The sequence below is a fragment of the Pedobacter sp. 01N310 genome (assembly GCF_056399805.1).
The window spans coordinates 723,063-749,573 of sequence record NZ_JBFTSB010000001.1 but is presented as its reverse complement, the minus strand read 5'-3'; the positions used below and the strand labels follow the sequence as shown (position 1 = coordinate 749,573).

Annotated in this window: 26 protein-coding genes and 1 riboswitch; of the genes, 16 read left to right on the top strand and 10 right to left on the bottom strand. The window is 37.9% G+C overall.

Translation table 11 applies throughout. From position 1 onward, the window contains the following. Window positions 1–90 precede the first annotated feature (90 nt). A complete protein-coding gene (gene mqnE / locus AC1DNH_RS02795; protein ID WP_477580482.1) occupies window positions 91–1,284 on the bottom strand; it encodes an aminofutalosine synthase MqnE in 1,194 nt (397 codons plus the stop codon). A 498-nt stretch (window positions 1,285–1,782) separates the two neighbouring features. Then, window positions 1,783–2,277, bottom strand: coding sequence for a hypothetical protein (locus tag AC1DNH_RS02790; protein WP_477580484.1), 495 nt, complete (start codon window positions 2,275–2,277; stop codon window positions 1,783–1,785). Between the two features lie 122 nt (window positions 2,278–2,399). On the opposite strand from AC1DNH_RS02790, the gene AC1DNH_RS02785 reads away from it, so the two are divergent. Next, the gene (locus AC1DNH_RS02785) at window positions 2,400–3,515 is read left to right on the top strand and encodes a trans-sulfuration enzyme family protein (RefSeq protein ID WP_477611342.1); all 1,116 of its coding nucleotides are present in this window, start codon (window positions 2,400–2,402) and stop codon (window positions 3,513–3,515) included. Window positions 3,516–3,640: 125 nt separating this feature from the next. On the opposite strand, the gene AC1DNH_RS02780 is transcribed toward AC1DNH_RS02785, so the two are convergent. Further along, on the bottom strand, window positions 3,641–4,654 hold the full coding sequence (locus AC1DNH_RS02780; protein ID WP_477580488.1) for a hypothetical protein: 1,014 nt from the start codon (window positions 4,652–4,654) through the stop codon (window positions 3,641–3,643). Window positions 4,655–4,865: 211 nt separating this feature from the next. Next, a riboswitch (SAM riboswitch) is annotated at window positions 4,866–4,976 on the top strand. A gap of 263 nt (window positions 4,977–5,239) precedes the next feature. On the opposite strand from AC1DNH_RS02780, the gene AC1DNH_RS02775 reads away from it, so the two are divergent. From AC1DNH_RS02775 to AC1DNH_RS02765, 3 genes are all read left to right on the top strand, one after another. Then, window positions 5,240–6,571 carry an O-acetylhomoserine aminocarboxypropyltransferase/cysteine synthase family protein gene (locus AC1DNH_RS02775; protein WP_477610470.1) on the top strand — a complete coding sequence of 444 codons (1,332 nt, stop codon included), beginning with the start codon at window positions 5,240–5,242 and terminating at the stop codon, window positions 6,569–6,571. A gap of 45 nt (window positions 6,572–6,616) precedes the next feature. Then, on the top strand, window positions 6,617–7,714 hold the full coding sequence (locus tag AC1DNH_RS02770; protein ID WP_215127335.1) for a homoserine O-acetyltransferase family protein: 1,098 nt from the start codon (window positions 6,617–6,619) through the stop codon (window positions 7,712–7,714). 132 nt (window positions 7,715–7,846) lie between these two features. Continuing rightward, window positions 7,847–9,091, top strand: coding sequence for a homoserine dehydrogenase (locus AC1DNH_RS02765; RefSeq protein ID WP_477580492.1), 1,245 nt, complete (start codon window positions 7,847–7,849; stop codon window positions 9,089–9,091). Between the two features lie 78 nt (window positions 9,092–9,169). Here the strand turns inward: AC1DNH_RS02765 and AC1DNH_RS02760 are convergent, their stop codons facing one another. Next, window positions 9,170–9,619, bottom strand: a complete 450-nt coding sequence (locus AC1DNH_RS02760; protein ID WP_477625142.1) for a hypothetical protein — start codon at window positions 9,617–9,619, stop codon at window positions 9,170–9,172. A 37-nt stretch (window positions 9,620–9,656) separates the two neighbouring features. Continuing rightward, window positions 9,657–10,427 carry a queuosine precursor transporter gene (locus AC1DNH_RS02755; RefSeq protein ID WP_477580496.1) on the bottom strand — a complete coding sequence of 257 codons (771 nt, stop codon included), beginning with the start codon at window positions 10,425–10,427 and terminating at the stop codon, window positions 9,657–9,659. Window positions 10,428–10,624: 197 nt separating this feature from the next. Here AC1DNH_RS02755 and AC1DNH_RS02750 point away from each other — a divergent pair, with 197 nt between their 5' ends. Further along, on the top strand, window positions 10,625–11,851 hold the full coding sequence (locus tag AC1DNH_RS02750; protein WP_477610003.1) for a multidrug effflux MFS transporter: 1,227 nt from the start codon (window positions 10,625–10,627) through the stop codon (window positions 11,849–11,851). A gap of 289 nt (window positions 11,852–12,140) precedes the next feature. On the opposite strand, the gene AC1DNH_RS02745 is transcribed toward AC1DNH_RS02750, so the two are convergent. Together AC1DNH_RS02745 and AC1DNH_RS02740 are read right to left on the bottom strand one after the other, a co-directional pair. Next, window positions 12,141–12,830, bottom strand: coding sequence for a PepSY-associated TM helix domain-containing protein (locus AC1DNH_RS02745; RefSeq protein WP_477580500.1), 690 nt, complete (start codon window positions 12,828–12,830; stop codon window positions 12,141–12,143). Next, a complete protein-coding gene (locus AC1DNH_RS02740) occupies window positions 12,796–14,328 on the bottom strand; it encodes a DUF2271 domain-containing protein (protein WP_477625141.1) in 1,533 nt (510 codons plus the stop codon). Before AC1DNH_RS02740 ends, AC1DNH_RS02745 begins: the two co-directional genes overlap by 35 nt. 281 nt (window positions 14,329–14,609) lie before the next feature. On the opposite strand from AC1DNH_RS02740, the gene AC1DNH_RS02735 reads away from it, so the two are divergent. The 8 genes from AC1DNH_RS02735 to AC1DNH_RS02700 all read left to right on the top strand — a co-directional run bounded on the left by AC1DNH_RS02735 (window position 14,610) and on the right by AC1DNH_RS02700 (window position 21,742). After that, window positions 14,610–15,755, top strand: coding sequence for a methionine aminotransferase (locus tag AC1DNH_RS02735; protein WP_477580504.1), 1,146 nt, complete (start codon window positions 14,610–14,612; stop codon window positions 15,753–15,755). A 20-nt stretch (window positions 15,756–15,775) separates the two neighbouring features. Next, window positions 15,776–16,579, top strand: coding sequence for an amidohydrolase (locus AC1DNH_RS02730; RefSeq protein WP_477580506.1), 804 nt, complete (start codon window positions 15,776–15,778; stop codon window positions 16,577–16,579). A gap of 31 nt (window positions 16,580–16,610) precedes the next feature. Beyond that, complete coding sequence (locus tag AC1DNH_RS02725; protein WP_477580510.1) at window positions 16,611–17,645, top strand: glycosylasparaginase; 1,035 nt, start codon at window positions 16,611–16,613, stop codon at window positions 17,643–17,645. A gap of 43 nt (window positions 17,646–17,688) precedes the next feature. Further along, window positions 17,689–18,567 (top strand): YegJ family protein, encoded by an 879-nt coding sequence (locus AC1DNH_RS02720; protein ID WP_477609999.1) that lies wholly within the window; start codon window positions 17,689–17,691, stop codon window positions 18,565–18,567. Window positions 18,568–18,589: 22 nt separating this feature from the next. After that, window positions 18,590–19,351 (top strand): copper homeostasis protein CutC, encoded by a 762-nt coding sequence (locus AC1DNH_RS02715; protein WP_477583551.1) that lies wholly within the window; start codon window positions 18,590–18,592, stop codon window positions 19,349–19,351. 463 nt (window positions 19,352–19,814) lie between these two features. After that, window positions 19,815–20,342 carry a nuclear transport factor 2-like protein gene (locus AC1DNH_RS02710; RefSeq protein WP_477611591.1) on the top strand — a complete coding sequence of 176 codons (528 nt, stop codon included), beginning with the start codon at window positions 19,815–19,817 and terminating at the stop codon, window positions 20,340–20,342. A 100-nt stretch (window positions 20,343–20,442) separates the two neighbouring features. Continuing rightward, on the top strand, window positions 20,443–20,964 hold the full coding sequence (locus tag AC1DNH_RS02705; protein ID WP_477625140.1) for a hypothetical protein: 522 nt from the start codon (window positions 20,443–20,445) through the stop codon (window positions 20,962–20,964). A 163-nt stretch (window positions 20,965–21,127) separates the two neighbouring features. After that, window positions 21,128–21,742: a lysostaphin resistance A-like protein gene (locus tag AC1DNH_RS02700; protein ID WP_477583556.1), complete on the top strand. Its 615-nt coding sequence runs from the start codon at window positions 21,128–21,130 to the stop codon at window positions 21,740–21,742. 2 nt (window positions 21,743–21,744) lie between these two features. Here AC1DNH_RS02700 and AC1DNH_RS02695 read toward each other — a convergent pair whose 3' ends face one another. From AC1DNH_RS02695 to AC1DNH_RS02685, 3 genes are all read right to left on the bottom strand, one after another. Next, window positions 21,745–22,137, bottom strand: coding sequence for a DUF983 domain-containing protein (locus AC1DNH_RS02695; RefSeq protein WP_215127369.1), 393 nt, complete (start codon window positions 22,135–22,137; stop codon window positions 21,745–21,747). A 138-nt stretch (window positions 22,138–22,275) separates the two neighbouring features. After that, window positions 22,276–22,860 (bottom strand): Crp/Fnr family transcriptional regulator, encoded by a 585-nt coding sequence (locus AC1DNH_RS02690; RefSeq protein WP_477583558.1) that lies wholly within the window; start codon window positions 22,858–22,860, stop codon window positions 22,276–22,278. 218 nt (window positions 22,861–23,078) lie between these two features. Continuing rightward, window positions 23,079–24,065, bottom strand: coding sequence for a D-alanine--D-alanine ligase (locus AC1DNH_RS02685; RefSeq protein ID WP_477583560.1), 987 nt, complete (start codon window positions 24,063–24,065; stop codon window positions 23,079–23,081). A 188-nt stretch (window positions 24,066–24,253) separates the two neighbouring features. Here AC1DNH_RS02685 and AC1DNH_RS02680 point away from each other — a divergent pair, with 188 nt between their 5' ends. From AC1DNH_RS02680 to AC1DNH_RS02670, 3 genes are read left to right on the top strand one after another with little or no spacing between them, the layout of a single operon-like run. Beyond that, window positions 24,254–25,024, top strand: a complete 771-nt coding sequence (locus tag AC1DNH_RS02680; protein WP_230140703.1) for a PASTA domain-containing protein — start codon at window positions 24,254–24,256, stop codon at window positions 25,022–25,024. Window positions 25,025–25,043: 19 nt separating this feature from the next. Continuing rightward, window positions 25,044–26,099, top strand: a complete 1,056-nt coding sequence (mltG, locus tag AC1DNH_RS02675) for an endolytic transglycosylase MltG (protein ID WP_230149768.1) — start codon at window positions 25,044–25,046, stop codon at window positions 26,097–26,099. Further along, complete coding sequence (locus AC1DNH_RS02670) at window positions 26,099–26,506, top strand: acyl-CoA thioesterase (RefSeq protein WP_477583564.1); 408 nt, start codon at window positions 26,099–26,101, stop codon at window positions 26,504–26,506. Before mltG ends, AC1DNH_RS02670 begins: the two co-directional genes overlap by 1 nt. Window positions 26,507–26,511: the final 5 nt, after the last annotated feature.

Genomic DNA, 26,511 nt, shown 5'->3' with positions numbered 1-26,511 from the left:
ATTGTTTAATTAATGAATGATTGAGTTTTGATGATCGAATACCGAGTTGCCTATCACATTCACTCAATCTCTCATTCTTTCATTCGATTATTAATTCACAACGGGTAGCTTATAATACTGAGGTTTCTTTTCTTCTTCGAAAACTACGTGCTCGAAATCGGTAACCACATTATACAAAGTATCACGCTCTATTGCTTTTCTCCCCACTTGTTTAATCAGATTCACCAGCTCTTTGGTACTCATTGCGGGTGTTTGCTCTTCGGCTCCGGCCATTGAATATATTTTGGTGGTATCATCCAAGGTTCCGTCTATATCATCAACACCATAATTTAAGGATAGCTGAGCTGTTTCACGACTGATCATTGCCCAATAAGCTTTAATATGATCGAAGTTGTCCATATAAATACGGGCGATGGCGTAATTCCTTAAGTCTTCAATTACTGAAGATTCAGGCACATTACTCATCTGGTTATGTTGATTTCTGAATTTTAGTGGAATAAAAGTCTGGAAACCACCCGTGCGATCCTGCAATTCCCGTAATTTCTCCATATGATCTACCCGGTGCCAATATTTTTCAATATGACCATAAAGCATGGTGGCATTACTGCGCATACCAAGTTTATGCCATTCTTCATGAATATCAAGCCATTGCTGACCAGTACATTTATCTTTAGCAATCTGTTCTCTGATTTCAGGGTGAAAAATCTCTGCTCCTCCACCTGGTATTGATTCTAATCCGGCCTCTTTCATCAAACGCATACCTGTTGCATAATCGATTTTGGCTTTCTTAAAGATATAATGGTACTCAACAGGTGTTAATGCTTTCACATGCAAATCAGGGCGATGCTGTTTAATAGCCGAAAATAAAGCAGAATAAAAGGCAACATCATATTGAGGAAGTACCCCACCTACAATATGCACTTCCGTTACAGGTTCGCCATCATATTTTTTAACGATATCGAGCATTTGCTCCATTGTTAAGGCCCAGCCTTCTTCTTTTTGTTTGATTAAACGGGAGTATGAGCAAAATTTGCAGTCGTAAACGCAAAGATTGGTAGGTTCTAAATGGAAGTTCCGGTTGAAATAAGTTTTATCACCGTGTTTCTGTTCGCGGATAAAATTTGCCAGAATACCAAGGTAACCCAGTTCTGCATGTTCGTACAAGTGAACGCCTTCATCAAAGGTAATCCGTTCTCCGTGAAGGACTTTGTGTGCTATGTTTTGTAATTCAGTTGATAAATTGGTATCAGCTAATATCTTTTCAACTTGCTCAGTTGTATTCATTCCTGATTTATTTTGAACAAAAATACAATAATGAGGCGATTTGAAAATCATTTTCTTGTAACAAACCGCGATTTTTGAATGTTGGCTGTGAGAATCAACCACAGATGAACACTGATATTGATTGCTTTTAATGTGAGCTTAGCTGTAGGCGTTAATATTAGCCACGGAAACACGGAAGTCACGGAAAAATAACTGTCAAACTTCAGTATAAATTGATGTTCCCCGCTTGACGGACAGGCTTGTAAGACAAAACCTGATTCTAATTTATATCTGTATTAATCTATGGTAAAACCCTATTATAAAAGAGTCTAAGAAACTCCGTGTAAATCCGTGTTTCCGTGGCACCTAAAAAACAGTAAACAAAAAAAGCACCTCTTTTCAGAAGTGCTCTCACTATATGTTTTTCACTGGCAATTTATGTGTTTCAGTGATAGTAATGCTATCATGAACATTTATTATTAGTTATGAAGCCGTTCATAACGGTTACGTAACTAATGCTTAATTGGCTGCTGGAGAAAACGTCAACACGATATTAGCTGTTTTTCCACCGAATTCAATTGGCGATTTCATAACCATATTTCCTTTAGAAAGTTGAGTTAACACCAAACGGTAACCCTCTGTTACATTTTTAGCTTTATCACCTTCAAAAATTTTCTTGAATTGGAAAGTTTCATCAGCAGGTGTTGCCGACCAGAAAATAGTTTGCATTACTGAACCACAAGTACTTGATGCTGGTAAAGTATAAGAACCATTACCGCTATTGGTTAATTTCCATGTACTTCCCTGAAAACATTTATATGATTTTTCGCCGAATAAACCTTGAACAGCTTGGTCAGGCAAACCCTCTAAAGTTACATTGTTTAAAACCCAGGTACCAGTAATTGTTCCTCTACCACCATTAATACCTGTTGCAGCATTTTTAGTTGATGAACAACTTTGTAACATTACTAAAGTAGAACATGCTATTGCGATAGCTATAAATAATCTTTTCATTTTCGTTTAATTTAATTTCGTCAAACTTGTTACATAAATCTTGCCAAAACCATTACGAACCTTAAATTAGCGCCAAATTATTAAATTGCATCACCATATCACTTCGATCAAAATCAATTATCATGAAACCCGAAACCCTTGCTATTCACGCTGCTAATCTTGTAAAAAGCATTACTGGCGATGTTACCCTGCCTATTAATTTATCAACAACTTTTTTTCGTGATGAAGATGGAGGTTATCCCGGAGGGCATATGTATAGCAGGGTAAGCAATCCAAACCGGTCTGCTTTAGAAAACACTGTAGCCACATTAGAATATGGCGAAGATGCTGCTGCTTTTTCTTCGGGCAATACCTGTGGTATGGTTTTGTTCCAGGCCTTAAAACCTGGTAGCCACATTATTGCTCCTGATGATATGTATTGGGGAATTAAAAAACAGCTTCTTACGATTTTTAACGATAGTTTGGAATTTGATTTTGTTGACCAAACTGATTTAAACCTAATCCAATCGAGCATCAAACCTAACACCAAATTGATCTGGATCGAAACCCCATCCAACCCATTATTAAAGATTACCGATATCGAACAAATTGCCAAAATAGCTAAAGCTAAAAACATTACAATGGCCTGCGACAGCACCTTTGCTTCGCCTATTTTACAAAACCCGATTTTACTGGGTGCTGATATTGTAATGCATAGCAGTACCAAATACCTGGGTGGCCATAGCGATGTACTTGGTGGAATTCTGGCAACAGCAAAAAAAGATGCGTTATGGGAGAAAATCAAAAATATTCAGCAAACGGGTGGTGCGGTTCCTTCTCCCTTTGATTGTTTCCTGTTAACCAGAAGCATTAAAACACTGGCTTACCGCATGAAAGGCCACTGTGAAAATGGAAAAATCATAGCTGACTATTTAAACGGACATCCAAATGTTGAAGCTGTTTTTTATCCAGGTTTGGAAAGTCACCCACAGCACGAAATTGCAAAGAAACAAATGAAAGATTTTGGTGGGATGATGTCGTTTTTGGTTAAAGGAGGTGTTGAAGTGGCCCACAAAGTAGTAAATAAGGTTCAGCTATTTGCGCAGGCTACCAGTTTAGGTGGTGTAGAAAGTTTAATTGAGCACCGTTATTCGGTGGAAGGCCCTGATAGTAAAACGCCAAAAAATTTACTCCGTATTTCTGTGGGCTTAGAGCATGTAGACGATATTATCGCCGATTTAGCGCAGGCTTTGGGTTAAAAAGAATCGTCATTGCGAGAAGGCTTTTTCAGCCGACGAAGCAATCTTACAACGRTCGCTACTAGCGTGCGCTTTAAGATTGCTTCGTCGTTCCTCCTCGCAATGACGAATATTTGTTTTGAAATCTATTTAGGATTACAAATCGTAGTCAACTTCAACGAATAATTTGCCTCCAGAGGCTCATTAGTCTGCGCTAAACGTTGCGAGCCTGTATTAGCTGGGCAGGCAATGTCACCAGCAGCATCATATATTAATTTTGTACCACCAGCCAATAATTCTTTAGGTACATAAACCTGTACCTTGGTAATCGAATAACCAGAAGGAAAATAACGTACATAATAACCGTCAGGGTGTTTGGTCCAGATACCGCTTGGCACATCGCTTCTTGGTGGCGCCATACCCGCTATAATCGCATATTTTTCCATATCAGCATAAGTATAATTCCCAGACGAAACCAGTTGACGGATATTATTTTCTGTTTCAAAAACAGCCCTCACCCCCGATGGTAACTGGTCTTTAGCCTTTTCCATTACATCGAAAGGCAAAACACCTAAAGCACCACCTTCCAATTGTGTAAGTTGTTTTGGTGTTAATAATTTAATGGCAGTTACTTTAACCTGTCCGTTAAAATCGGCAAATTTTGTTCTTGCAATAATGGTCCATAATAATGCCTGAATATCGTGCTGGTCTACATCAGGATGTTTCTCAGCGCTTTTCAGTATAGAAACCACAATTTCTTCCTTCGGGCCTAAAACAGGTGCAAACATGTAACCATCACCCTTTGATGGGGCAAAAGTTCCTGCTTTTAGACAATAACTTTTATTGGTCATTTCGTAAAGCCCCTCACAAAGCACAAAACCACCATCTGGATTTTTAGGCAGTAAATACAAGGGCTGGGCTTTTAAATTTAATGAATTAATAAAATCAGGCAGCTTTTCGCCTTCTCTATTTACGTCTTCAAAATTAGTGGTAATGGCAGCAGGTTGTTTTAAAAACTTGTCTACGCCTAAAGCTTTAGCACCCTGGGCAGTGCCCACTTTTAATAATTTATCTTTTAAGCCTCCGAATTGAGCATTTACATTATTTAAACAAGCAATAGTAAACAACAGGCCTAAACATAGTGATTTTGTATTTTTCATCATAATTAATTTAGATAGGTACCACAAACTTAGAATTTTAAGCGTTAATTCAGTATTAAAGTTTCAGATTGTCATTGCATCATAAAAATACGCAATTCATTTTCAATGAGTTAATGTAATTTCGAAATTTTATTTTGTGGATTAAAATTAAATTCAGACATTTGAAATATTATTTGGCAGATAGCTAAATAAAAGTCAATCTTCACGGGTTGATTTATAAAGAAGTGGCGAGAGACTGGCTCGATGACCCACTGGCAACCCTCAGAAAGAGAAGGTGCCAATTCCTGACCGGATAACATGGTGTTATTTGGAGATATAAATTAGAACTGATGAAAACATTAAATCTTCAATCGCTAAGCGAACCCAGTACAGACCTTAAAAAGGTAGAACAAGCTTCTATTTCTTTTATTTGTTGTGATATGCGTGCGTTTACTTGTATGTGCTGTTGCATACAGTAATTTAAAAATCTTCCTTTTTTGTTTCTTTCAAATTGGAAGGTCCCGGGAAACCGGGATACGCCCTGCTAGGTTTTAGGATTATCCTAATTTCTGCTATCTAATCACATCAACTAAAAAAATAGAAATTATGTCAACATCATATAAATTTGAAACTTTACAACTGCACGCTGGCCAGGAAATAGATCCAACAACAGGATCAAGAGCTGTTCCTATTTACCAAACCACTTCTTATGGTTTTAAAAATGCAGAACACGGCGCCAATTTATTTGCCTTAAAAGAGTTTGGTAATATCTACACCAGGATCATGAATCCAACCAGCGATGTTTTCGAAAAACGTATTGCCGCTTTAGAAGGTGGCGTGGCAGCTTTAGCAGTCGCATCGGGGCAAGCCGCTCAATTTATCGCACTAAATAACATATTGGAGGCTGGTGATAGCATCGTTTCTTCATCTCACATTTACGGCGGAACCTATAATCAATTCAAAGTAGCTTTTAAGCGCTTGGGTATTCATGTCGATTTTGCAAATCCAGATGTACCTGAAGAATTTGAAAGTAAAATAACCGATAAAACAAAAGCAATCTTTTTAGAAACCATTGGCAACCCTGCATTTAGTGTGCCTGATTTCGAAAAAATTGCCGCAATTGCAAAAAAATACGATCTACCATTAGTGGTCGACAATACTTTTGGTGCAGGAGGTTATTTGTTTAAACCATTGGAACATGGCGCCAACATTGTTGTAGAATCTGCAACTAAATGGATCGGCGGGCATGGAACAAGTATTGGCGGGGTTATCGTTGACGGTGGAAATTACAACTGGGGCAATGGGAAATTCCCTCAATTCTCTGAGCCTTCAGAAGGTTATCATGGTTTGGTTTTCAGCGATGTTTTTGGTATCGGCGGACCATTTGGTAACATCCAGTTTATCATCCGTGCCCGGGTAGAAGGATTAAGAGATCTGGGACCTGCCCTATCGCCTTTCAATTCTTTTCTTTTATTACAAGGATTAGAAACTTTATCACTCCGCGTTCAGCGCCATGTAGATAATGCGTTAGAATTGGCAACCTGGTTAGAAAACCATCCACTAGTTAAAGAAGTTCAGTACCCTGGCTTAGCCAGCAGTAAATATAACAACCTGGCTAAAAAATATTTAAGCAATGGTTTTGGCGCAGTTTTGTCTTTCGAATTAGCTGGAAGCAAAGAAAATGCATCACAGGTAATTGATAACTTAAAACTGGCGTCGCACCTGGCCAATGTGGGTGATGCAAAAACGCTGATCATTCAGCCTTCTGCCACAACGCACCAGCAATTAAGCGAAACAGAGCAATTAGCAGCAGGAGTAAAACCGAATGCACTGAGGGTTTCGGTAGGCATTGAGCATATTGATGATATTAAAGCCGATTTCGAACAGGCATTTGCAACCATTAATGCTACAGTTCCCGCAGAGAATTTACAAGCCTAAACCCTAAACCCCTTTATGGGCTTTTAACAACAACAACATTACAAAATGCATAACAGTAAAAACGATAATGTAAAATCCACTTCAGGGAATTTTGCATCAACATATAGTTATAACAAACAGTTTAAATTAGAGAGCGGAAAAAAGATCCGTAACCTGCAAGTTGCTTATCAAACTTATGGCAAATTAAATGCAAATAAAGATAATGTAATTTGGGTTTGCCATGCACTTACCGCCAATGCTGACGTTTTTGAATGGTGGGAAGGTTTGTTCGGCGAAAATGCTTTGTTCAATCCCGAAGAGCATTATATCGTTTGCGCTAATGTTTTAGGCTCGCATTACGGCAGCACAAATCCATTAAGTACTAATCCCGTAACAGGCTTACCTTATTACCTTTCGTTTCCGCAGTTTACTATCCGCGATTTAGTATCGGCACACCAGTTATTGGCTTCGCATTTAGGCATTGATTATATTAAATTATTGATCGGAGGTTCTTTAGGCGGACAGCAAGCTGTTGAGTGGAGTATTTCGGAGCCGAATAAAATTGAAAACCTGATCTTGATTGCGACTAATGCAGCCCATTCTCCATGGGGAATTGCTTTTAACGAAAGTCAGCGTTTGGCCATTACTACCGATAGAACTTTTTATGCCAACCAGCCAAACGGTGGCAGCAAAGGTTTAAAAACAGCCCGTAGCATTGCACTTTTAAGTTATAGAACCTACAGTGCTTACGGCAGTACACAGGTAGAAAGCGTAAACGATAAAACCGACAATTTCAGATCCTCTTCTTATCAGAATTATCAGGGAGAAAAACTGATTAACCGTTTTAACGCCTACAGTTATTATTATTTAACCAAAGCAATGGACAGCCACAATGTGGGCCGTAACCGCAAAAGCATTGCTGATGCACTAAAATTAATTACGGCAAATACTTTGGTAATCGGGATAGAAAATGACGTTTTGTTTCCTTTATCGGAGCAAAAATACCTGGCCGATCATATCCCAGGAGCAGAATTTAGTGCCTTGCACTCAGATTATGGTCACGATGGATTTTTAATCGAAACAGATGCCTTGACTAACGTAATTGGAAACTTCATCAAAGAAAGCCGGAATAAAAAAATAATCAAACTACAGCATACCGCCTAGAGAGGTAAAAGGTAGAGGGTGTAAAGGTTGAAGGTGAAAAACTGGGTACCATAATAAAATTTAAAATAAATCACAAAATAAGAACAGCTATATCGGTGTAATCCATCTATCTGTGTAATCACAAAAATAACAATGAGTAAGAATTTAAAAATCGGTTTATTTGGTTTCGGTGTTGTAGGACAAGGTTTATTGGATATTATCCAAAGCCAGAACCTAAACCTGGAGATCATTAAAATTGCAATAAAAGACCCAAGAAAGAAGCGTACCCTTAATAAAGATCTGTTCACCACTGATCGCAACGAAATACTGAACAATACAGAGATCAATACAATTGTAGAATTAATTAACGATGCCGATGCTGCTTACGAAATTGTAACCACTGCATTAAAAAACGGTAAAAACGTAGTTTCTGCCAATAAAAAAATGATCGCCACACACTTAAAAGAGCTGGTTGATTTACAACAAGAGTATGGTACTTCTTTATTGTACGAAGGGGCCGTTTGCGGCAGTATTCCAATTATCCGTAACCTGGAGGAATATTACGACAATGAATTATTCCATGCTTTGAGTGGAATTTTTAATGGCTCATCTAATTACATTTTGTCGAAAATATTTAATGAGAACCAAAGTTACGACTCGGCTTTAAAAGAAGCACAAGATTTAGGTTTCGCAGAAACCGACCCGATTTTGGATGTGGGGGGCTACGATCCGAAATATAAACTGGCTATTGCCACAGCACACGCATATGGTTTATTTGTAAATCCAGATGCCATTTTAAACATCGGTATACAGAACCTTTCTAACCACGACATTAAATATGCGCGTGAGAAAAACTTTAAAATCAAATTGGTTCCTACGGCACGTAAAGTGAATACAAAAGATATCGTAACTTATGTACTACCGAAGCTGGTAGCTAAAGATGATTTCCTTTACAACGTAGAAAACGAGTACAATGCAGTTGCAGTTCAGGCGGCTTTTGCTGATAAACAATTTTTCTACGGTAAAGGTGCCGGAGGCCACCCTACTGGTGCTGCTGTACTTTCTGACATTGCTGCCTTGCGTTACGATTACCGTTACGAGTATAAAAAATACCACTCAGAAAATGGCGTAAAACATACGGAAGAAATTTTATTGGAGATTTACCTACGTTATGCGGATGAAGATCTGATTACACTGTTAGAATTTGACAACATCAGCGAACGTTATGCTGCAAGCAGCTATAAATATGTGGTTGGAACAGTTAAGTTGGAGAGTTTAATTAAGAACCGCGACTTGCTTTTGGATGAATCTGTTTTTGTGGCTTACACAGGCAGACAGATATACAAACAAGAGCAATTGAGTGAAAATGTATTTGCCCAGGAATTGGCAAGCCTATAATTTATTTTTAAGGTTAATTTTTTTATTTGTTTTGTTGTTAAGCACAAAGGTCGGAGCGAGTCCGACCTTTTGCGTTAATTACTTTACCTTAATGTATTTTTCGATAATCACCCGGTCTACCCCTGCTTTTTCTACCTTCTCAATGCCTTTCTGAATCAAAGTATCTTTATGGATAGCGAGTTTAAACTTAAAAGTTTTGCCTTCCCAATCTTTGTTTTTATAATATTCTAAATGCTCGGTATAATCATCTTTATCCAGTACATAACTTCCTCCACCAGCATCAAAACTGCTGGTATCTTTAGGATTAAGGCTGTGTTTTAAGAATGCAAAATGTGTGTYATTAAACATCTTGATCATTTTCAGCTTGCCGGAATAATCTGTTGTTTGGCTAGTTCCATTTTCGATGGTTGTAGCCGAAACTAACTGCCAGGTACCTTGAATATTAAGATCTGAACCTTTTTTGCCTGCATCTTTGTTAACACAAGAAAATAATGAAAGCACTGCCAATAGCATTAAAATGTTTCTCATAAATAGGATTAATTTGGTTATTATTTGTTTTAAATGTTTATCCCCTTCCAGCCATTTTGATCAGCTTGTGTGCGAGGTCTTTCCCTAAGTAACCATCAATTATGGCGTGTACGATATATAAAATCGGGGTCATTAAAATAGCCACAACGAACTTATAGGTATATCCTACTAAACCAATGGCAAAAACCTGTTGCCAGCTATAATGGTATTGAGGATTTATGTAAAATGCGATAAAAATGACCACAAAACTATCAATAAACTGAGAGACCAAAGTAGAACCTGTAGCGCGTAGCCAAAGTGCCCGCTCCCCTGTTATTCTTTTTATTTTATGGAATATCATTACATCAACCATTTGCCCGATAATAAAGGCCGTAATCGATCCTACAATGATCCACATCCCTTGCCCGAATATCCCCGCAAATGCATTATTCATATTGAGGTCTTCTCCGTTTATATTTTGATGCACCCAGAAATCGGCGGCAGTTAAATGCATCGATCCCCAAACCACAAGAAAGGCAAATGCAATTAATATGGCGGTAAGAATAGATAAGAACCGAACTTGTTTAACACCAAAATATTCATTGATAATATCCGTCATGATGAAAATAATCGGCCAGGTTAATACTCCTGCCGACATTACAAAGGATAGATGCGGAACACCCAGTAAGTTTATGTCGAACTTTTTAAAGCCCAGCGTTTCTTCAACACTGAACAATTTAACCCCAATAAACTCTGATAATATAGCATTTGCTACAAAAAAGCTACCCAGAATGAGTAGTAAACGGCTTTCTTTCGTCTTAAAAGTCATAGACTATAAATCTATAAATAAATAGCAGATTTAGCATAACAATCATCGTATTTTTAACAGGGCTAACACAAAGATTACGCAGCCACTCGCTTTAATCGTTCAATAATAAAATATGATTTTTACAATCGTTCGACGGTAAAAATAGGTTAGCAAATTAAATCTCCCAATCTTTGCGCTAACAAAATCTGGTAATCTTCATGGCTAAAAAACAACACTTCTATCTCATACTCATTTTAGGTTCATTGGCAGCTCTTGGCCCCTTCTCTATTGATATGTACCTACCTGGTTTTGTTGATATTGCAAAGGATTTAAGAAGTAATGAATCAACTGTAGCCCTATCATTATCAAGCTTTTTTATCGGGATTTCTGCCGGCCAGTTATTGTATGGTCCGCTATTAGATAAATTTGGGAGAAAGAAACCGTTATATTTTGGTTTAGCACTTTATATCCTTGCCTCTTTTCTTTGTTTGGCTGTAACTGATGTTAATCAACTAATTGTTTTACGTTTTGTGCAGGCCATTGGAAGTTGTGCCACAGCTGTAGCCTCTGTTGCCATGGTACGGGATCTGTTTTCGGTAGAAGAAAGCCCGAAAGTATTTGCTTCCTTAATGCTGGTGATCGCGGTTTCGCCTATGCTTGCCCCAACTGCAGGGGGCTACTTAATTTCGGCCCTGGGCTGGAAATATGTGTTTGTATTTTTAGGATTGATGGCCGTTTTAATGCTCCTGGCTTCAATTTTCAAGCTACCGGAGAGTTATAAACCTGATCCGAATTACTCTTTAAAACCAAAACCTATTTTAAACAATTTCTTTACCGTTTTAAAAGAGCCTCAATTTTACACCTATGCGCTAATCAGTTCGATTACCTTTTCGGGATTATTCGCCTATGTATCTTCGTCGCCTCAGGTATTTATGAAAATATATGAGGTAAGTAAAACAGGCTACGGCTGGATCTTCGCACTGCTTTCTGTATCATTTATTGGATCGAGTCAAGTGAACAGCTTGATACTAAAATGGTTTACCAGCAAAAATATTGTAACCTATGCACTTATTGCACAATGTATTTTCAGTTTAATCTTTTTGGTTTTCGCCTTAAATAACTGGTTAAATTTATATTCTACCATAGGCTTTATCGCCTTATTTTTGGCCTGCTTAGGTTTAATTAACCCAAATGCGGCTGCCTTGTCACTCGCTCCGTTTACCAAAAATGCGGGTAGTGCATCGGCCCTAATGGGTGCCTTACAAATGGGATTAGGCGCACTGGCCTCGGTAATGGTAAGTTTATTTAGCGAACACTCGGTTGTGCCTATGCCTTTGGTAATGACAGCAGCTGCGTTTATTGCTTTAGGCTGTTTGTTAATCGGTAGAAGGTTTATCACCACTGAAGTGGAGGCATCGCCTGATGCTGCTGTTGCAGCGCATTAATATTTTACCACAAAGACACCAAGAGGTTTTTAGTGCTATGTGTCGGCGAGGAATCGTCATTGCGAGGAGGCCTTTTCAGCCGACAAAGCAATCTTACAACTATCGCTAGTAGCGAGCGCTTTAAGATTGCTTCGTGCCTCGCAATGACGATTTATCTACGGAATCTATCAACAATAGCCTGTCGAAGGACTTGTTTAAATGCCACGCAAAGCGTTTCGATAAGCTCAGCGTGACAAGTTCGAATGGAATCACAAATATGATACAGTCTCTCCGTGTGTTGGAATTAAAACTATGGTACAAATAACTTGTAAATCAAATAGCAAACAATCGTACCCACTGCTGCGATGATGAAGCCGCTTAATCGTTTCTTTTTAATAAAACAGATTAAGATAATTCCTGAAATAGATACCAACGTCATCAGCACTGCCGAAATATCGATAATCCACGACCAGGCCTTACCAGAATCTCTTCCTTTATGCAAATCGTTAATCACAGCAACAACACCAAATCTGGTTGTGGTTAATTCGTATTTTCCGGTTTCACGATCAATAAAGGAATCGGCCAGGTAACCTGGTCCGTTAAAGGTTAAGCTCAGTTCCCTGTCATCTATCCTAAAATCGCTCAATGCGCCTTTAACCTCATGTTTACCCCTAAAAAATTCAACAATTTGTAACTTATTGATCTTATTGGTATCTGGTTGGTTTACCCATTTTAAACTTACTGATCCAGAATCTTTAGTAACCACTTCCTTACCAGAAGTAAACCAATCTGCATGATTTAAGGTTAAGCCCGATACAGCAAAGAATAGTAGAATCGTAAAACTCACCATCGATAAATAAATGTGCAACCAGCGTGATAAACCGGCTAAACGCTTTTTACCCTTACCTTTTCCATTATCTTTTTTAACCTGCTTTTTGCCCAGGCCGCTAGGTGCAACCGTTATCTTATTTTTTTGCGGTTCCGATTTTTCTGTAGTCAAGAGATGCTGATGTTAGTTCTGTATTTGGCGTTAATTCTATTCTTTTTGCTGAGCTGGTAAATTTCATTTCTTGAGCAATTACCTGATAAGTTCCATGTTCGCGGGCTACTTCAATAAAAACGGTGTAATTACCTGCTTTTACCAACTTCCCGCTATCGTCTTTTCCATCCCATGATAAGCTATATTTACCTGGGCCACGTGTTGCAGAACTTGTTGAGCTTAGTTTTCCTTCCGCTCCTTTTTTAAACTCATCGCCATTGGCACGGCTCCACGATTTTAAATCTGGCAACCAACGTGGTTTGTTATACCAAATAGCCAGATTACGCACTGGGCTTTTAGCTGCATCCTCAATCCATACTGCCACAAACGGACGACGGACACGTTTACCATCTGTAGATTCGATGTTGGCAATTTCTAAGTTTACCACTAATTCATATTTAGTATTCCAAAGTTTATCCGCTTTGTTTGCTTTTTCTAAAACAGGAGCTGGCTTATTTAAAGCAAGCTCGTAATTAGCCCATTCTTTGCTTTTAATTTCTTTGCCATCTTTAGTGATTAACAAGTAGGCGATGTCATTTCTAGTCGCAGTCAATGCCTCGATCTCGGCAATAGAAAGTACATTAAAAGAAGTAGCCAAAGCACCTGCTTCACTAGCATCTGGGCCAATAACCGTTGCACTAATTATTTCCGAAGCAGGTTTTCCAGTACGTGGATCAACAATATGCGAATACCATTTTCCATTTACATTAAAACCCCTGCGGTAATTACCACTGGTTGCCACGGCCATATTCGACACTTTGACTGTTGTTAGTGCGGCATCGTTCTCGGCATCAGCTTTAGGGTTTGCTATTTCGATAGCTTCGGGCTGATTTCCTTTAATTACCATATCGCCACCAATATTCACAACCACGTTTTCAATTCCCTGGCTTTGAAGCGCTTTCTCAGCAGCTTTATTAATGATATAACTTTTTGCAAAAGAATTTAATGCCAATGGTGCATCATCCAAACGGGTAACCGTTTTATCCTGTTCGTTTAAAATGTAGTGTTTTTGTTTAACCAAAGTAACTGCATGCGCTAATGCTTCAGCAGATGGTAAACGATCTTCGGCCGCTGCTTTTTTCCAAACATCACCTATTACTTTAGCTGATGCATCAAGTGCGCCATTGGTTAATACTTTATAATGCTCAAATTGCTTTAAAACTTCAAACAAATCTGCCGAAACTTTGGTGGTTTGTTTACCATTGCTCATCCATTTACTAAACTCGCTGTCAGCTTTATAAGCACTTAAAATATCATCTAACCTATCTATTTCGTTTAATGCACGCGCTTCGGCTACATCTGCATCGGCCTGATTGGTTGTTTTAAATTTTAATTCTAAGGATGTGCCCAATACATTTTCGTAGTTGGAAACAAATGTTCTTAAAGCTTTTTTCGGGCTAACAAATGCAGATGCACTTATTACCAGTAAAAAGGCAGCGGTTAAGTGTTTAAACTTCATATTTAATGAATAATTGAGATTTTAAAATGCAAAGAAAGGGGTTTATCTGGAATAATTTTAAATAAGCGAAAATATATTTGAAATAATACAAAAATTCCGAACTAAAATTCATTGACAACCGCCTGTTTAATACGCTGGTTATTGACGTTAATTTAACACGAGGGTTTAATGATTCTTAAAATTTTCTCTTTATGCAGAATTGCAATCGCACGATCAAGTAGCGGGGCTTTTGGCATGGGTTTTTACGCTTTAAGCTTTTTTTTCCTATTTTCGCTTATAAGATGCTTAATATACAATCTAAACTTCCTGGCGTAAGTACCACCATTTTTTCGGTGATGAGTAAACTTGCCGCAGAACACAATGCCATTAATCTTTCTCAGGGATTTCCTGACTACGCCTGCGATCCAAAACTAGTTGAATTGGTAAATAAAGCCATGCAAGATGGTTATAATCAATATGCTCCGATGCCTGGTTCTGGTTTTTTAAAAGAAACCATTGCTGAGAAAGTTGAAAAATTATATAACATAAAATATAATCCTGAAACAGAAATTACGGTTACAGCAGGTGGAACGCAAGCTATTTTTACAGCATTGGCCGCCATTATCAATGCAGGTGATGAAGTTATCATTTTCGAGCCAGCCTATGATAGTTACGCACCTACCATTAAACTTTTAGGAGGCCTGGTTAAAACCTACGAGCTTGCCCCGCCGAGTTATGCAATTGACTGGGATATGGTTAAGAAATTGTTTACGGCCAAAACCACAATGATCATCTTAAATACGCCACAAAACCCAACGGGTAGTATTTTATCGTCAGATGATATGAAATCGCTTATTAAACTGATTACAGGAACCGATATTTTAATCTTGAGCGACGAAGTTTATGAACATCTAATTTACGATGAACAAAAACACCAAAGTGTAATGCTTTACCCTGAATTAAAGCAAAGAAGTTTTATTGTAGCCTCCTTTGGTAAGCTCTTACATGCTACTGGCTGGAAACTGGGTTACTGTTTGGCACCAGAGAAACTAACCAAAGAATTTAGGAAGGTACACCAATTTAATGTTTTCAGCGTTAATAGTCCCATGCAGCAGGCTATTGCCGATTATATTAAAGAACCAAAAAATTATACTGAAATAGGCACATTCTTTCAACAAAAAAGAGATTATTTCAGAAGTCTTTTGGCTGAAAGCCGTTTTAAGCTTTTACCTTGCAACGGTTCGTATTTTCAATGCGCAAGCTACAGCAGTATCAGCGATGAAAAAGACACTGATTTTAGTATGAGGCTGATCAAGGAATTTGGCGTGGCCACCATTCCGGTTTCTGCATTTTACCAAAAAGCAACCGATCATAAAATTATCAGGTTTTGCTTTGCTAAAGAAAATGCTACACTTGCCTTAGCGGCAGAGAAATTAAAAAACGTTTAACCAGACTAAACCTATATACAATGGAAACACCTGTGTACACTCAAATAGAAAATCTGAAAGTAACTGTCTTTCAGGCCTATCTTTTTTGGGAAAACATTGAGAAAAACCTTTTGAATCTGGCACTTAGATTATCGATGGGTGTAAGGGAGAAAACCGATATTATTATTTTACCCGAAATGTTTAACACAGGTTTTAGCATGAACTCTGAAGCCTTAGCCGAAGAAATGGGTGGAAAAACGATGCAGTGGATGCAAAAAATGGCACATCAGTACAACTGCGTAGTTACGGGAAGCATCATCATAAAAGAAAACAATCAATATTTTAACCGTTTAATCTGGATGGAGCCAGATGGTAAAAACCAGCATTACGATAAACGCCATTTGTTTGGCATGGGTGATGAAGATCACCACTTTAGTCCGGGTAAAGAAAAACTTATTGTCGAACTTAAAGGATGGAAAATCAGATTAGCCATTTGTTACGATTTGCGTTTTCCGGTTTGGTTACGCAATGTAGATCAGGAATACGATATCTTACTCTTAGTTGCCAACTGGCCTGATAAACGATCGGCACATTGGAAAGCATTAATTCCGGCCAGGGCAATAGAAAACCAAAGTTATGTTATTGCTGTAAACCGCGTTGGGCATGATGGAAATCAGATTTACCACAGTGGATTATCCATGTGCTTAGATCCTTACGGTAATACCGTTTATTATAAACCGGAAGACGAAGATTTATATACATTCAGTATTAATTACGAAGAATTGGTCAAAATCAGAAGACAATTTCCATTTTTAAAGGATGCAGATCGGTTTACCATTAGTTAAATTAATAACACCACAAACAATAACCACACACATGTTTAACCGCCGCAAATTTATAAAAGCATCTGCCCTATCGGCTGGATTGCTGGCTATTGATAAAAGTAGTATCGCTAATGTAATTCCGCATGAAGAAACAAAAGCAGAAAATTTCCCGATTGTAATTTCGACCTGGGACTTTGGAATTGCGGCTAATGCTGATGCATGGAAGGTCTTATCAACCGGTGGACGTGCCTTAGATGCTGTAGAGCAAGGCGTTTGGGTACCCGAGGCTGATGAGAACAACCAATCTGTTGGATATGGTGGTTTGCCAGATCGCGATGGACACGTTACCCTCGATGCCTGTATTATGGATGAACTCGGTAACTGTGGCGCCGTTTTAGCACTCGAACATATTAAACATCCTATCTCGGTTGCGCGTAAAGTGATGGAAAAAACGCCGCACGTAATGTTGGCTGGCGATGGTGCTTTGCAGTTTGCGTTAGAACAGGGTTTTAAAAAAGAAAACTTACTTACTCCTGCCAGCGAAAAAGCTTGGAAAGAATGGTTAAAAACGGCGAAATATGCGCCTGTAATGAACATCGAAAATAAGCTCTACCAGAAAGCTGCGCCGCAAAAACTTCCTGGAAACCAATATAATCACGATACCATTGGCATGCTCGCAATTGATGCTAAAGGAAACATTTCTGGTGCCTGTACAACCAGTGGCATGGCCTATAAATTACATGGAAGAATTGGTGATAGCCCGATTATAGGCGCTGGCCTTTACGTAGACAATGAAGTTGGCGGTGCAACTTCAACAGGTGTAGGTGAAGAGGTGGTAAGAAACGTTGGATCATTTTTGGTGGTAGAATTAATGCGTCAGGGTTATACTCCCGAAGCCGCCTGTAAAGAAGCGGTAATGCGTATCATTAAAAAGAAACCCGAAACTGCCAAAAACATACAGGTAGGATTTTTAGCTATCAACAAAAAAGGCGAGTATGGTGCCTATGCCATCCAGAAAGGTTTTAGCTATGCCGTTTGCAATGCAGAAAAACAAGATCTTTTAATCAAAGGCAAAAGCTATTATTAATATGTTGAATTTTCCCAAACGATTAACAAAAATGAAACGGTAAATGGGATTATTATCCAAAATTTTCGGAAAGAAAAATGTTGCCGAGCGAGAGGGTGAGCCAGATATGGTTTATGTGCCGAGCGAAGATGAACGCATGAAATGGGCGATCGAAAAAGCCAATTTAACCCTTTGGTATTTCGAAGAAAGTTTAAAAAACAAACAACCTTACCAAAATTATTTTTCTATTAAAGTACTCATTACCGATGGTGATGAAGGCGAACATATTTGGTTAACAGACCCACATTTTGACGATGAAGGAAACTTATTTGGTACCGTTGGAAACGAACCGGTAAATATTCGTTCTGTAAAATTTAATCAAAAAATCGGCATAAAGCGCGATTTAATCTCTGATTGGATGATTATTGAAAACGGCAGATTAATTGGCGGTTATACCATACGGGCCATTAGGGATGGCGTTGCAGAAAAAGAGAAAGCAGCATTTGACAACAGCATAGGTTTATATATTGATGAGGGCGTTGATCATTTCAAAGCCAATCTCGAAACACCGGAAGGTGCAATTCTGGCGATTGAAAAAGCCTACAACAATAAAGATATTGATGCTGCCATAGCCTGTAAGGATTTTTTTGAAGAAGCTAAATCCTTACTTTCTGTGATGAAAATGGAGATTGATCAGGATATCATCAACGAAACTGCCGAAGTGCTTAAACTATCTTTCATCAACAATATAGAAGAACATGGTTTTCCTGATTTTTCCACTATCCAAAATGCTTTTCCGGAACGTAAAAAAGTTGACGAAACCCATTGGGTAATTACAGAGGTATGCTGGTATCCGGATGGCGGAAAATCAGTGCAGTTACTTAACACCTACAAATCGCCAAAGGGATGGGTAGTTTTAGGGCCAGCAGGGCCACAGGAATAATTTAAATTAATAAATCTATATAATGAATGAAGTGGCAATTGGTTGCTTAGAAGTATGTGCTAATTCCTATCAATCGGCATTGGCTGCGCAAAATGGTGGAGCAAAAAGAGTGGAGCTTTGTGATAACCTGGCAGAAGGTGGTACAACACCAAGTTATGCTCAAATTGCCCTGTCTAAGAAAAACCTATCCATCGAAGTTTGGCCAATTATCCGTCCGCGTGGAGGCGATTTTCTATATTCCGAAATCGAATTTGAGTTAATGAAAGAAGATATAAAAATCTGCAAATCATTAAATTGTGAAGGTATAGTTACCGGAATACTTAAAGCAGATGGCACTATCGATAAAGAAAGGTGTGCTGAATTAATTGAACTGGCTAAACCTATGGAGGTGGCTTTCCACAGGGCATTTGATATGAGCAACGATATGAATCAGGCATTGGAAGATTTAATCGCACTCAACATAAAAAGGGTACTTACCTCTGGAGGTGCTTCTTCTGCGATTCTGGGAGCAGAAAAACTAGCACAGCTTGTAAAAAAGGCCAATGGCCGGATTACCATCATGCCTGGTGCAGGTATAAATGAAAACAATATCAAAAACCTTATTAATCAAACGGGTGCCAGGCAATTTCATGCTTCAGCAAAGGAATTTGTGCCAAGTAAAATGGGATTCAGAAATACGGAAACCAAAATGGGCAGTATTGAGGATGAATATCGATACGAACTCACTTCCGAAATAAAAGTAAAGGCTTTGGTAGATGGTATTACCAGTACAATAAATAAATAATTAATTTCAATCGTCATTTCGACCGTAGTGTTCCAAAGGAACTCTTTCGGAGGAGAAATCTTTGACTGTACAGAAACATAAAACGGCCCTCGTTTGCAACGAGGACTGTTGAGATCCGCATTTGTAATGCAAAATGAACAGTTTAAAGGCGATAAAATCGCCCTTCCCCTCCATCCTCGTTACAAACGAGGACGATAAGCACAGCTTTAAATTAATGCGCTAACAAAATGAATAATCTTTAAACCCTATTCGTTTGTGATATTTTTATTCGTTTTTGCATTATTCTACAAATTGTTAAAATCATTTTTAGCATCCAATACTTTGAGCTGGCTTTACATTTTGTTAGCTGTATTATTTAGTTGTTCCTATTTCAGGTATGTAAACTCAGGGAACAAAAACTGTATACATTCCATTAATATTCAAGTAATTAGTTATATTTAATCAAACCAATAAACTAATTATCATGAAAAAATTATCATCCCTGATTATGGCTACCTTACTTTTTGCAGCATGTGAAAATAAGGAAGCTAAAACTACTGATATGGCAGTAGCAGCAGATAGTACCAAGTACCCCTATACCATTAAACAGGTGCAAAACTGGGAAATGAACCCCGATACAAAAAATGCGGTAACCGCAATGACCCTTATTAAAACATTCGAAAGTTTAGATACAGCCAGTATGAGCAAGGTGCTTGCCGACAGTGTGGCCTTAGACCTGGATGGTTACAAATTTAAGGGGACAAAATCTCAGCTCTTGAAAGAATTACAAGGCGAATTCGACAAAATGAAGAGTTTTAAAATCGACATGCAAGACATGGAATCGGTTGTGAACAAAGATAAAAGTGAAGAATGGGTAAGCCTGTGGTACAACCAGGTGTCTTCGACAAAAGATGGAAAAACCGATACAGTGGCTTTATTTAACGATATTAAATTGAAAAATGGAAAGGTTGTGAGACTATCTGAATATGTTCAGCACCCGATGAAGAAGTAGTTTTTTTAGAAATTACGACAAAACGGGGAAATATTTCCTCGTTTTTTTTGGATTGTTTTTTTTCAATTCTATATTTACACAAAATATTAACGCTCATATTATGGAAAACCAAAGCGAAAGCTTATGTAGTAGCTGCTACAGACCATTTGTTCCTTCAGATACCTATTGCAACAATTGCGGCTTCCCTTTTCAAGGAACCAAAGAAGAAAAAGACCATCACATTGCGAACAGAACCGTTAAGGAGATAGATCTTAGCGATTTGAATAGATCGRTAGAAAGTGCCTGTAATTCGCTGTATTGGATTGCTGGTATCAATGCCGTATCAGCTGTTTTCATTTTCTTTACTGCAGCACCGGAAGATCAGTTTACATTATTAATTATGAATGTAATCCTTGTAGGAGCATTTGTGGCTTTTGGTGTTTTAGGCAAAACCAAACCTATTACGGCCATGGTTTCAGGCCTATCACTTTATGTAATCATTCAAATCTTAAACCTTATTGCCGACCCAACTAGTATTTTTAAGGGCATTATTTTTAAAGTTGCGATCATCATTTATCTAATTAAAGGTATTCGGGCAGTTCTTGAAGCTGATAAAATAAAAAAAGAGCTTAATATCGATTAACTTGGAGGAGCTGCAAATTTCGGATAATTTATGTGATCATTGCTAAAATGAAGTTCCTGTAGGCCATAAATTCTGTAGCCATTGCGGTAGCGCCCAAAATTATAAGGAAGTTGTAATTCACAGTAAGAAGTGGCCAAACATACAACAAATCGGCCTGTTCTTTATGATAGAGATATTGTGCTGTGCAACTTCATTGCTCATAGAAGAACATTCTTTAACTACGTTTTTTTGTATCGATGGTATAATGGGTATCGCTGCCACTTTGTTCTTTTTTAATAGCTGGTCGGAAAATAAAAATATACTAAAATGGCCAGGTTTTTCTATATGGAAATTAACGGGCTTAATAACTGCTACTATTTTGGCTTCCATTATGGTCACATTTGTGGTTGACCATTTAAACGAACTTGTTTTTAAAAAGGAAATGGAGTATTATTCCATATTCGCATTTCATAAATATGGTACCTGGTTAATGTTTGCTTCTATTGCCCTCTACCCTGCTATATTCGAAGAATTGGCTTACAGAGGCTATTTAATGCAGAAGTTATTAAGTGTGGTTGACGAAAAAGAAGCTATTTATATTTCCTCTATTTTATTTTTCATCATTCATTTCAGCCTGATTTCGGTATTCTGGTTGCTGCCTTTTGCTTTATTTCTTGGTTGGCTCAGAATTAGAACTAAAACATTGTGGTATGGTGTTTTTATTCACTTTTTCTTTAATTTTACCGCTTGCTTTTTAGACCTCTACCCGCTGGAAGACCTTTTTGGATTAGTTTTTTAGCACTAATCCCCACTTCCGGGAACATAGTGCAATCCTGGTGTAAGGTAATGAAGCAAAATAACTCTCGAATAGCGGTAATTAATTGGAGATAACAATAAAACACCCGTTAAGATTAAACTTACATAATACCACAGGTTTTCATAAATTAAAGGCAAGCCTAAAACATACGATGCTACTCCAATGGTAATAATTTCTGCAACATTCATGGCATAACTTACAAACATCGCTACGTAGAAAAATCCAGGTTCACGTTCAAATTTTAAATTGCAATGCGGACAGGTAATATTTGTTTTTTGTAATCTGAAAGAATAAGCACTTCCGGTAAAGATATCTCCTTTGCGGCAGCGCGGGCATTTACACTGTAAAAATGCTTGAAATTTAGATAACTCAGCCATAATCTTCTAATTTGATACCACAAAGGTAAGGCTAAAATTAAAAACTAATTTATGATCTACGTCATGTTTGAGGGATGGTTTGTTAGTTCATTAGTCATTTGTTCACTGGTCATTTGTTTATTGGTTCCAAATAAAATGCTAAACCTTTACTATTTTCCCTTTAATGGTTTTGATCAGGCCTCTTTCGGCTAGTATTTTAGTGCCACGAATCACTGTTTCTACCCTTAAACCAGTCATATCGGCTAATTCTTGTCGCGTTACCTTTAAATTTTCACCCACAGCAATATCGTCGAGAAGGTAATTGATAATCGTTAACAACCGATGCTCTGCTTTTTCGCTTGCCAGTTCTTCCAGCATCATCGATTTATAAAAAAGGCGGTGACTTAGCGTCCGGATCAGGTGCATGCTAAAATCGGGTTCGTTTTTGATCAAATCAAAGAAATCTTCTTTATTTACAGCAATAATGTGCGAATCTTTATTGGTGATGGTAAAAGCTAAATAAGGCCTGTCGATCAATAATGCAGGTTCGCCAAAATATTGCCCTGTTTTAAAAACCCCTTGAATAAATTCCTTTCCTTCATCGCTAACGGTAACCATTCTTACCTCACCTGATTTGATAAAATACACGTAGCGCGGCTGCATACCGGGCTCGTAAACAACCGAATCTTTTGGATAGCTTTTGAGTTTTAAACCTTTATCAATCAGTTTCTGGAAGTTCATCATAATTTAGGCCAATAAGTACTTAAGTAGGTCTATAAAAGATCTTAAAGATTATTTTCGATATAATTATATGTCACTTGTCATTCTGAACGAAGTGAAGAATCCCTAGCCAATGAAACACCTAACCTAAATTACCTCGCTAACAAAGCCAATAGATCATAAAAGCATGCTAATATCTTAAAGATTCTTCATTGCATTCAGAATGACAAAGTTCACGAAGACTACCCTAATGTTTCTTTCATTAAACGGGTGTAAAACTCTTTCAGTGTAATACCCATTGCCGCTACCTGTTGTGGGATAAAACTGGTTGCTGTTTGCCCGGGAATGGTATTGATTTCGATAAAATAAAATTTACCAGTTCCTTCTTCCAGGAAATAATCAACACGTACCACTCCCCTGCAATTTAGTTTCTTATATACATCCTTTACCACCTGCTGTACGCGACTCACCTCTTCTTCATTCATTCTGCCCGGTGTAATTTCTTCAGTTGCGCCTGGCGTATATTTGGCTTCGAAATCAAAAAATTCATTTACCGGGATAACTTCTGTGGTTGGCAAGACAATAATTTTTCCTTCAGCGCCAAAAATGCCTATCGAAAACTCTCTACCACTAACAAACTCCTCAATTAAAATCTGACCATCCTCTTTAAAAGCCTTTTCTATAGCACTTTCCAGATCATCAGCATGTTTTACCTTACTCATGCCAATACTACTGCCACCACTATTTGGTTTAACAAAATAAGGCAATCTTAGATCTTGCTTAATTTGATTTAAATTATAGTTGCCACCTTTAAATATCTGAACAGATTTTGCGGTGTACAGGTTATCAATGCCTTCTACAACCGCTTTGGTGTAACCTTTATTCATCGTAATTGATGAAGTTAGTGCATCACAGGCCGTGTATGGGATACCTAACATATCAAAATAGCCTTGTAATTTCCCATCCTCGCCAGGCGAACCATGGATAGCAATAAAAACGCCATCGAACTTAATTTTTCTTCCTTCAAGCGTTAAGGAAAAATCATTTTTATCAATTTCAATTTTAACAGAATCAGCAGGTTCATAAAACCAGCCCTTTTCGTTCAGCATAATCTTATACACATCGTATAAATTGGGGTCGATATTTTGGGCAATAGTGGCTGCGCTTTTCACCGAAACAACCCATTCGCCTGTGGTACCGCCTGTTAACAATGCTATCGTTTTCTTCATGTTAAAAATCCTTTTATAAATAGAAATTGAATATAAATATATCCTCAAAAATATAAATATCTTTGTGCTTTAGTAATATTGAAGGAGAGAATTTATTGAATGATTGAATGAGGAAATGGATTCTATAATTCAATCAATCATTAAAATAGTTACATTTGAGCTTGTACGCATAACCCAAATTAAGATTCATGTCTAAATTTATAGATTATTTAAAAACCAAATCGTTTAGAAACAATATTTTAGCTGCAATAATAACTGTTGTTGTGCTTCTACTGGTTGCTTTTTTTAGTTTAAGATATTATACCAAACACGGACAGGGCCTAAATGTACCTATGGTAAAAGGCTTATCTTTTGAGCAGGCAGTTAAGAAACTCGAAGATGCCGGATTAAAATATGAAGTAGATTCTGTTTTTATTATGGATCAACCTGCAGGAATTGTAATTGATCAGGATCCTGATCCCAATACTTTTGTAAAAGATAACCGTACCATTTACTTAACCATTAACGCAGGTAAAACACCGAATACAAAATTCCCTGATATAGCGTTTAAGACCTTAAGAGAAGCACAGGCTATAATAGAGAGCTCTAGATTAAAACTCGGCGATACCACCTATAAGCCAGATGTAAGCCGCGATGTGGTTTTAGAAGCTTCTTTCGGCGGCCAGCCAATAGCAGTAGGACAGGTTGTGCCTGTTGGCTCCAGGATTAACCTGGTATTGGGCGATGGACGTGGAAACGAAGAAGTAGATATTCCACAACTAATGGGATTAACGATGGATGAAGCGAAATTTAGCCTAAGAGGTTCGAACCTGAGTTTAGGCACTATTATTTACGATGGCCCTATTACCGATAGTGCTGCTGCCATTATTATTAAACAAGATCCTATGCTGGTTGATTCGTTAACCAAAGTGGCTATAGGCACAAAGATTAACATTACCCTATCTAACAAACAACAATAAACACGTATCATATTTACAGATGACTGAAGTAGAAAAAAAGAACATGAGTACAGGCAAAAAAGTGGCAATAGTGATTGCACTTGTTGTTATTTTAATTGCTGGTTACTTTGCGTTAAATATTTACAGGCTTTACTTTGCCCCCAACGTTACCGAAAATCAAAAATATCTATATATCAAAACCGGAAGCAGCTACGATGATCTGATCGCAGAAATTAAAAAGAAAGATCTGGTAAAAAGTATCTCTTCTTTTACTGCAGCTGCCGGAAAAATGAATTTAGCTACAAGCGTTAAACCCGGACGTTACCGTTTAACCAAAGGAATGACCAACCGCAGTTTAATTAACTTAATTAAAGCTGGAAATCAAGATCCGGTTAAATTGAAATTCCATAACATCCGCAAGAAAGAAAACTTCGCTGCATATCTGGCCAGCAATCTGGAAGCCGATTCGTTAAGCTTTATCAATGTTTTAGATTCTACGGCGCTGATTAGCAAATACGGTTTTAACCAGGATAATGTGTATGCCATGTTTATTCCGAACACTTACGAAATGTATTGGAATATTTCGCCGGTTGACTTCTTTGAGCGCATGCACAAGGAATATGATAAATTCTGGACAGCCGACCGCAAGCAAAAAGCAGCAAGTTTAAACCTGACTCCGGTACAGGTATACACCTTAGCTTCAATTGTTGATGCAGAGGCGCTTTACGACAAAGAAATGCCCATTATAGCAGGTTTGTATTTAAACCGTTTGAATAAAGGCATATTGTTACAGGCTGATCCAACGGTAATTTTTGCAAACAACGATTTTACGGTAAAAAGGGTAACCGGAAAATTATTACAGGTACAATCGCTTTACAACACGTATAAATATGCTGGTTTGCCTCCAGGCCCTATTATGATGCCAAGTATTAATGCGATTGATGCTGTACTAAACCGCGATAACAACAATTACATTTACATGTGTGCCAAAGAAGATTTTTCCGGCTACCATAACTTTGCTGAAAATAAAGCACAGCACGAAATCAATGCAAAGAAATATCGTGAAGCTTTAAACAAAAGAAACATTTTTAAATAATGTATAGCCACAGTACAAAAATCAGGGTTCGGTATGGCGAAACCGATCAAATGGGTTATATGTATTACGGCAATTATGCACAGTACTACGAAGTAGGCCGGGTAGAAATGTTGCGTAGTTTGGGCATGAGCTATAGCTCGATGGAAGCTGATGGAATTATGATGCCAGTTTTGGAATTAAAATGCAAATATATTAAACCTGCCCTATACGATCAGGAAATTACGGTAAAAACAATCATCAAAACCTTACCTGGCATCAGGATCTTTTTCGAGTACGAGTTGTATAACGAAAAAGAAGAGTTGATCAACATTGGGACAACTACATTGGTTTTCGTTGATATGAAGAAAAACAAACCTACAAATCCACCCGAAAATTTTATGCAAAAACTATCGGTGTTTTTTAATTAACAAAT

What these genes read in the sequence shown, in the direction of transcription:
- AC1DNH_RS02755 (WP_477580496.1), bottom strand. Translation starts at nt 10,427, where the DNA reads ATGACTTTTAAGACGAAAGAAAGCCGTTTACTACTCATTCTGGGTAGC.
- AC1DNH_RS02740 (WP_477625141.1), bottom strand. Translation starts at nt 14,328, where the DNA reads ATGAAGTTTAAACACTTAACCGCTGCCTTTTTACTGGTAATAAGTGCA.
- AC1DNH_RS02685 (WP_477583560.1), bottom strand. Translation starts at nt 24,065, where the DNA reads ATGAAGAAAACGATAGCATTGTTAACAGGCGGTACCACAGGCGAATGG.
- AC1DNH_RS02750 (WP_477610003.1), top strand. Translation starts at nt 10,625, where the DNA reads ATGGCTAAAAAACAACACTTCTATCTCATACTCATTTTAGGTTCATTG.
- mqnE (WP_477580482.1), bottom strand. Translation starts at nt 1,284, where the DNA reads ATGAATACAACTGAGCAAGTTGAAAAGATATTAGCTGATACCAATTTA.
- AC1DNH_RS02780 (WP_477580488.1), bottom strand. Translation starts at nt 4,654, where the DNA reads ATGAAAAATACAAAATCACTATGTTTAGGCCTGTTGTTTACTATTGCT.
- AC1DNH_RS02730 (WP_477580506.1), top strand. Translation starts at nt 15,776, where the DNA reads ATGGAAACACCTGTGTACACTCAAATAGAAAATCTGAAAGTAACTGTC.
- AC1DNH_RS02680 (WP_230140703.1), top strand. Translation starts at nt 24,254, where the DNA reads ATGTCTAAATTTATAGATTATTTAAAAACCAAATCGTTTAGAAACAAT.
- AC1DNH_RS02700 (WP_477583556.1), top strand. Translation starts at nt 21,128, where the DNA reads ATGATAGAGATATTGTGCTGTGCAACTTCATTGCTCATAGAAGAACAT.
- AC1DNH_RS02785 (WP_477611342.1), top strand. Translation starts at nt 2,400, where the DNA reads ATGAAACCCGAAACCCTTGCTATTCACGCTGCTAATCTTGTAAAAAGC.
- AC1DNH_RS02765 (WP_477580492.1), top strand. Translation starts at nt 7,847, where the DNA reads ATGAGTAAGAATTTAAAAATCGGTTTATTTGGTTTCGGTGTTGTAGGA.
- AC1DNH_RS02670 (WP_477583564.1), top strand. Translation starts at nt 26,099, where the DNA reads ATGTATAGCCACAGTACAAAAATCAGGGTTCGGTATGGCGAAACCGAT.
- AC1DNH_RS02710 (WP_477611591.1), top strand. Translation starts at nt 19,815, where the DNA reads ATGAAAAAATTATCATCCCTGATTATGGCTACCTTACTTTTTGCAGCA.
- AC1DNH_RS02720 (WP_477609999.1), top strand. Translation starts at nt 17,689, where the DNA reads ATGGGATTATTATCCAAAATTTTCGGAAAGAAAAATGTTGCCGAGCGA.
- AC1DNH_RS02790 (WP_477580484.1), bottom strand. Translation starts at nt 2,277, where the DNA reads ATGAAAAGATTATTTATAGCTATCGCAATAGCATGTTCTACTTTAGTA.
- AC1DNH_RS02695 (WP_215127369.1), bottom strand. Translation starts at nt 22,137, where the DNA reads ATGGCTGAGTTATCTAAATTTCAAGCATTTTTACAGTGTAAATGCCCG.
- AC1DNH_RS02775 (WP_477610470.1), top strand. Translation starts at nt 5,240, where the DNA reads ATGTCAACATCATATAAATTTGAAACTTTACAACTGCACGCTGGCCAG.
- AC1DNH_RS02770 (WP_215127335.1), top strand. Translation starts at nt 6,617, where the DNA reads ATGCATAACAGTAAAAACGATAATGTAAAATCCACTTCAGGGAATTTT.
- AC1DNH_RS02725 (WP_477580510.1), top strand. Translation starts at nt 16,611, where the DNA reads ATGTTTAACCGCCGCAAATTTATAAAAGCATCTGCCCTATCGGCTGGA.
- AC1DNH_RS02735 (WP_477580504.1), top strand. Translation starts at nt 14,610, where the DNA reads ATGCTTAATATACAATCTAAACTTCCTGGCGTAAGTACCACCATTTTT.
- AC1DNH_RS02715 (WP_477583551.1), top strand. Translation starts at nt 18,590, where the DNA reads ATGAATGAAGTGGCAATTGGTTGCTTAGAAGTATGTGCTAATTCCTAT.
- AC1DNH_RS02690 (WP_477583558.1), bottom strand. Translation starts at nt 22,860, where the DNA reads ATGATGAACTTCCAGAAACTGATTGATAAAGGTTTAAAACTCAAAAGC.
- mltG (WP_230149768.1), top strand. Translation starts at nt 25,044, where the DNA reads ATGACTGAAGTAGAAAAAAAGAACATGAGTACAGGCAAAAAAGTGGCA.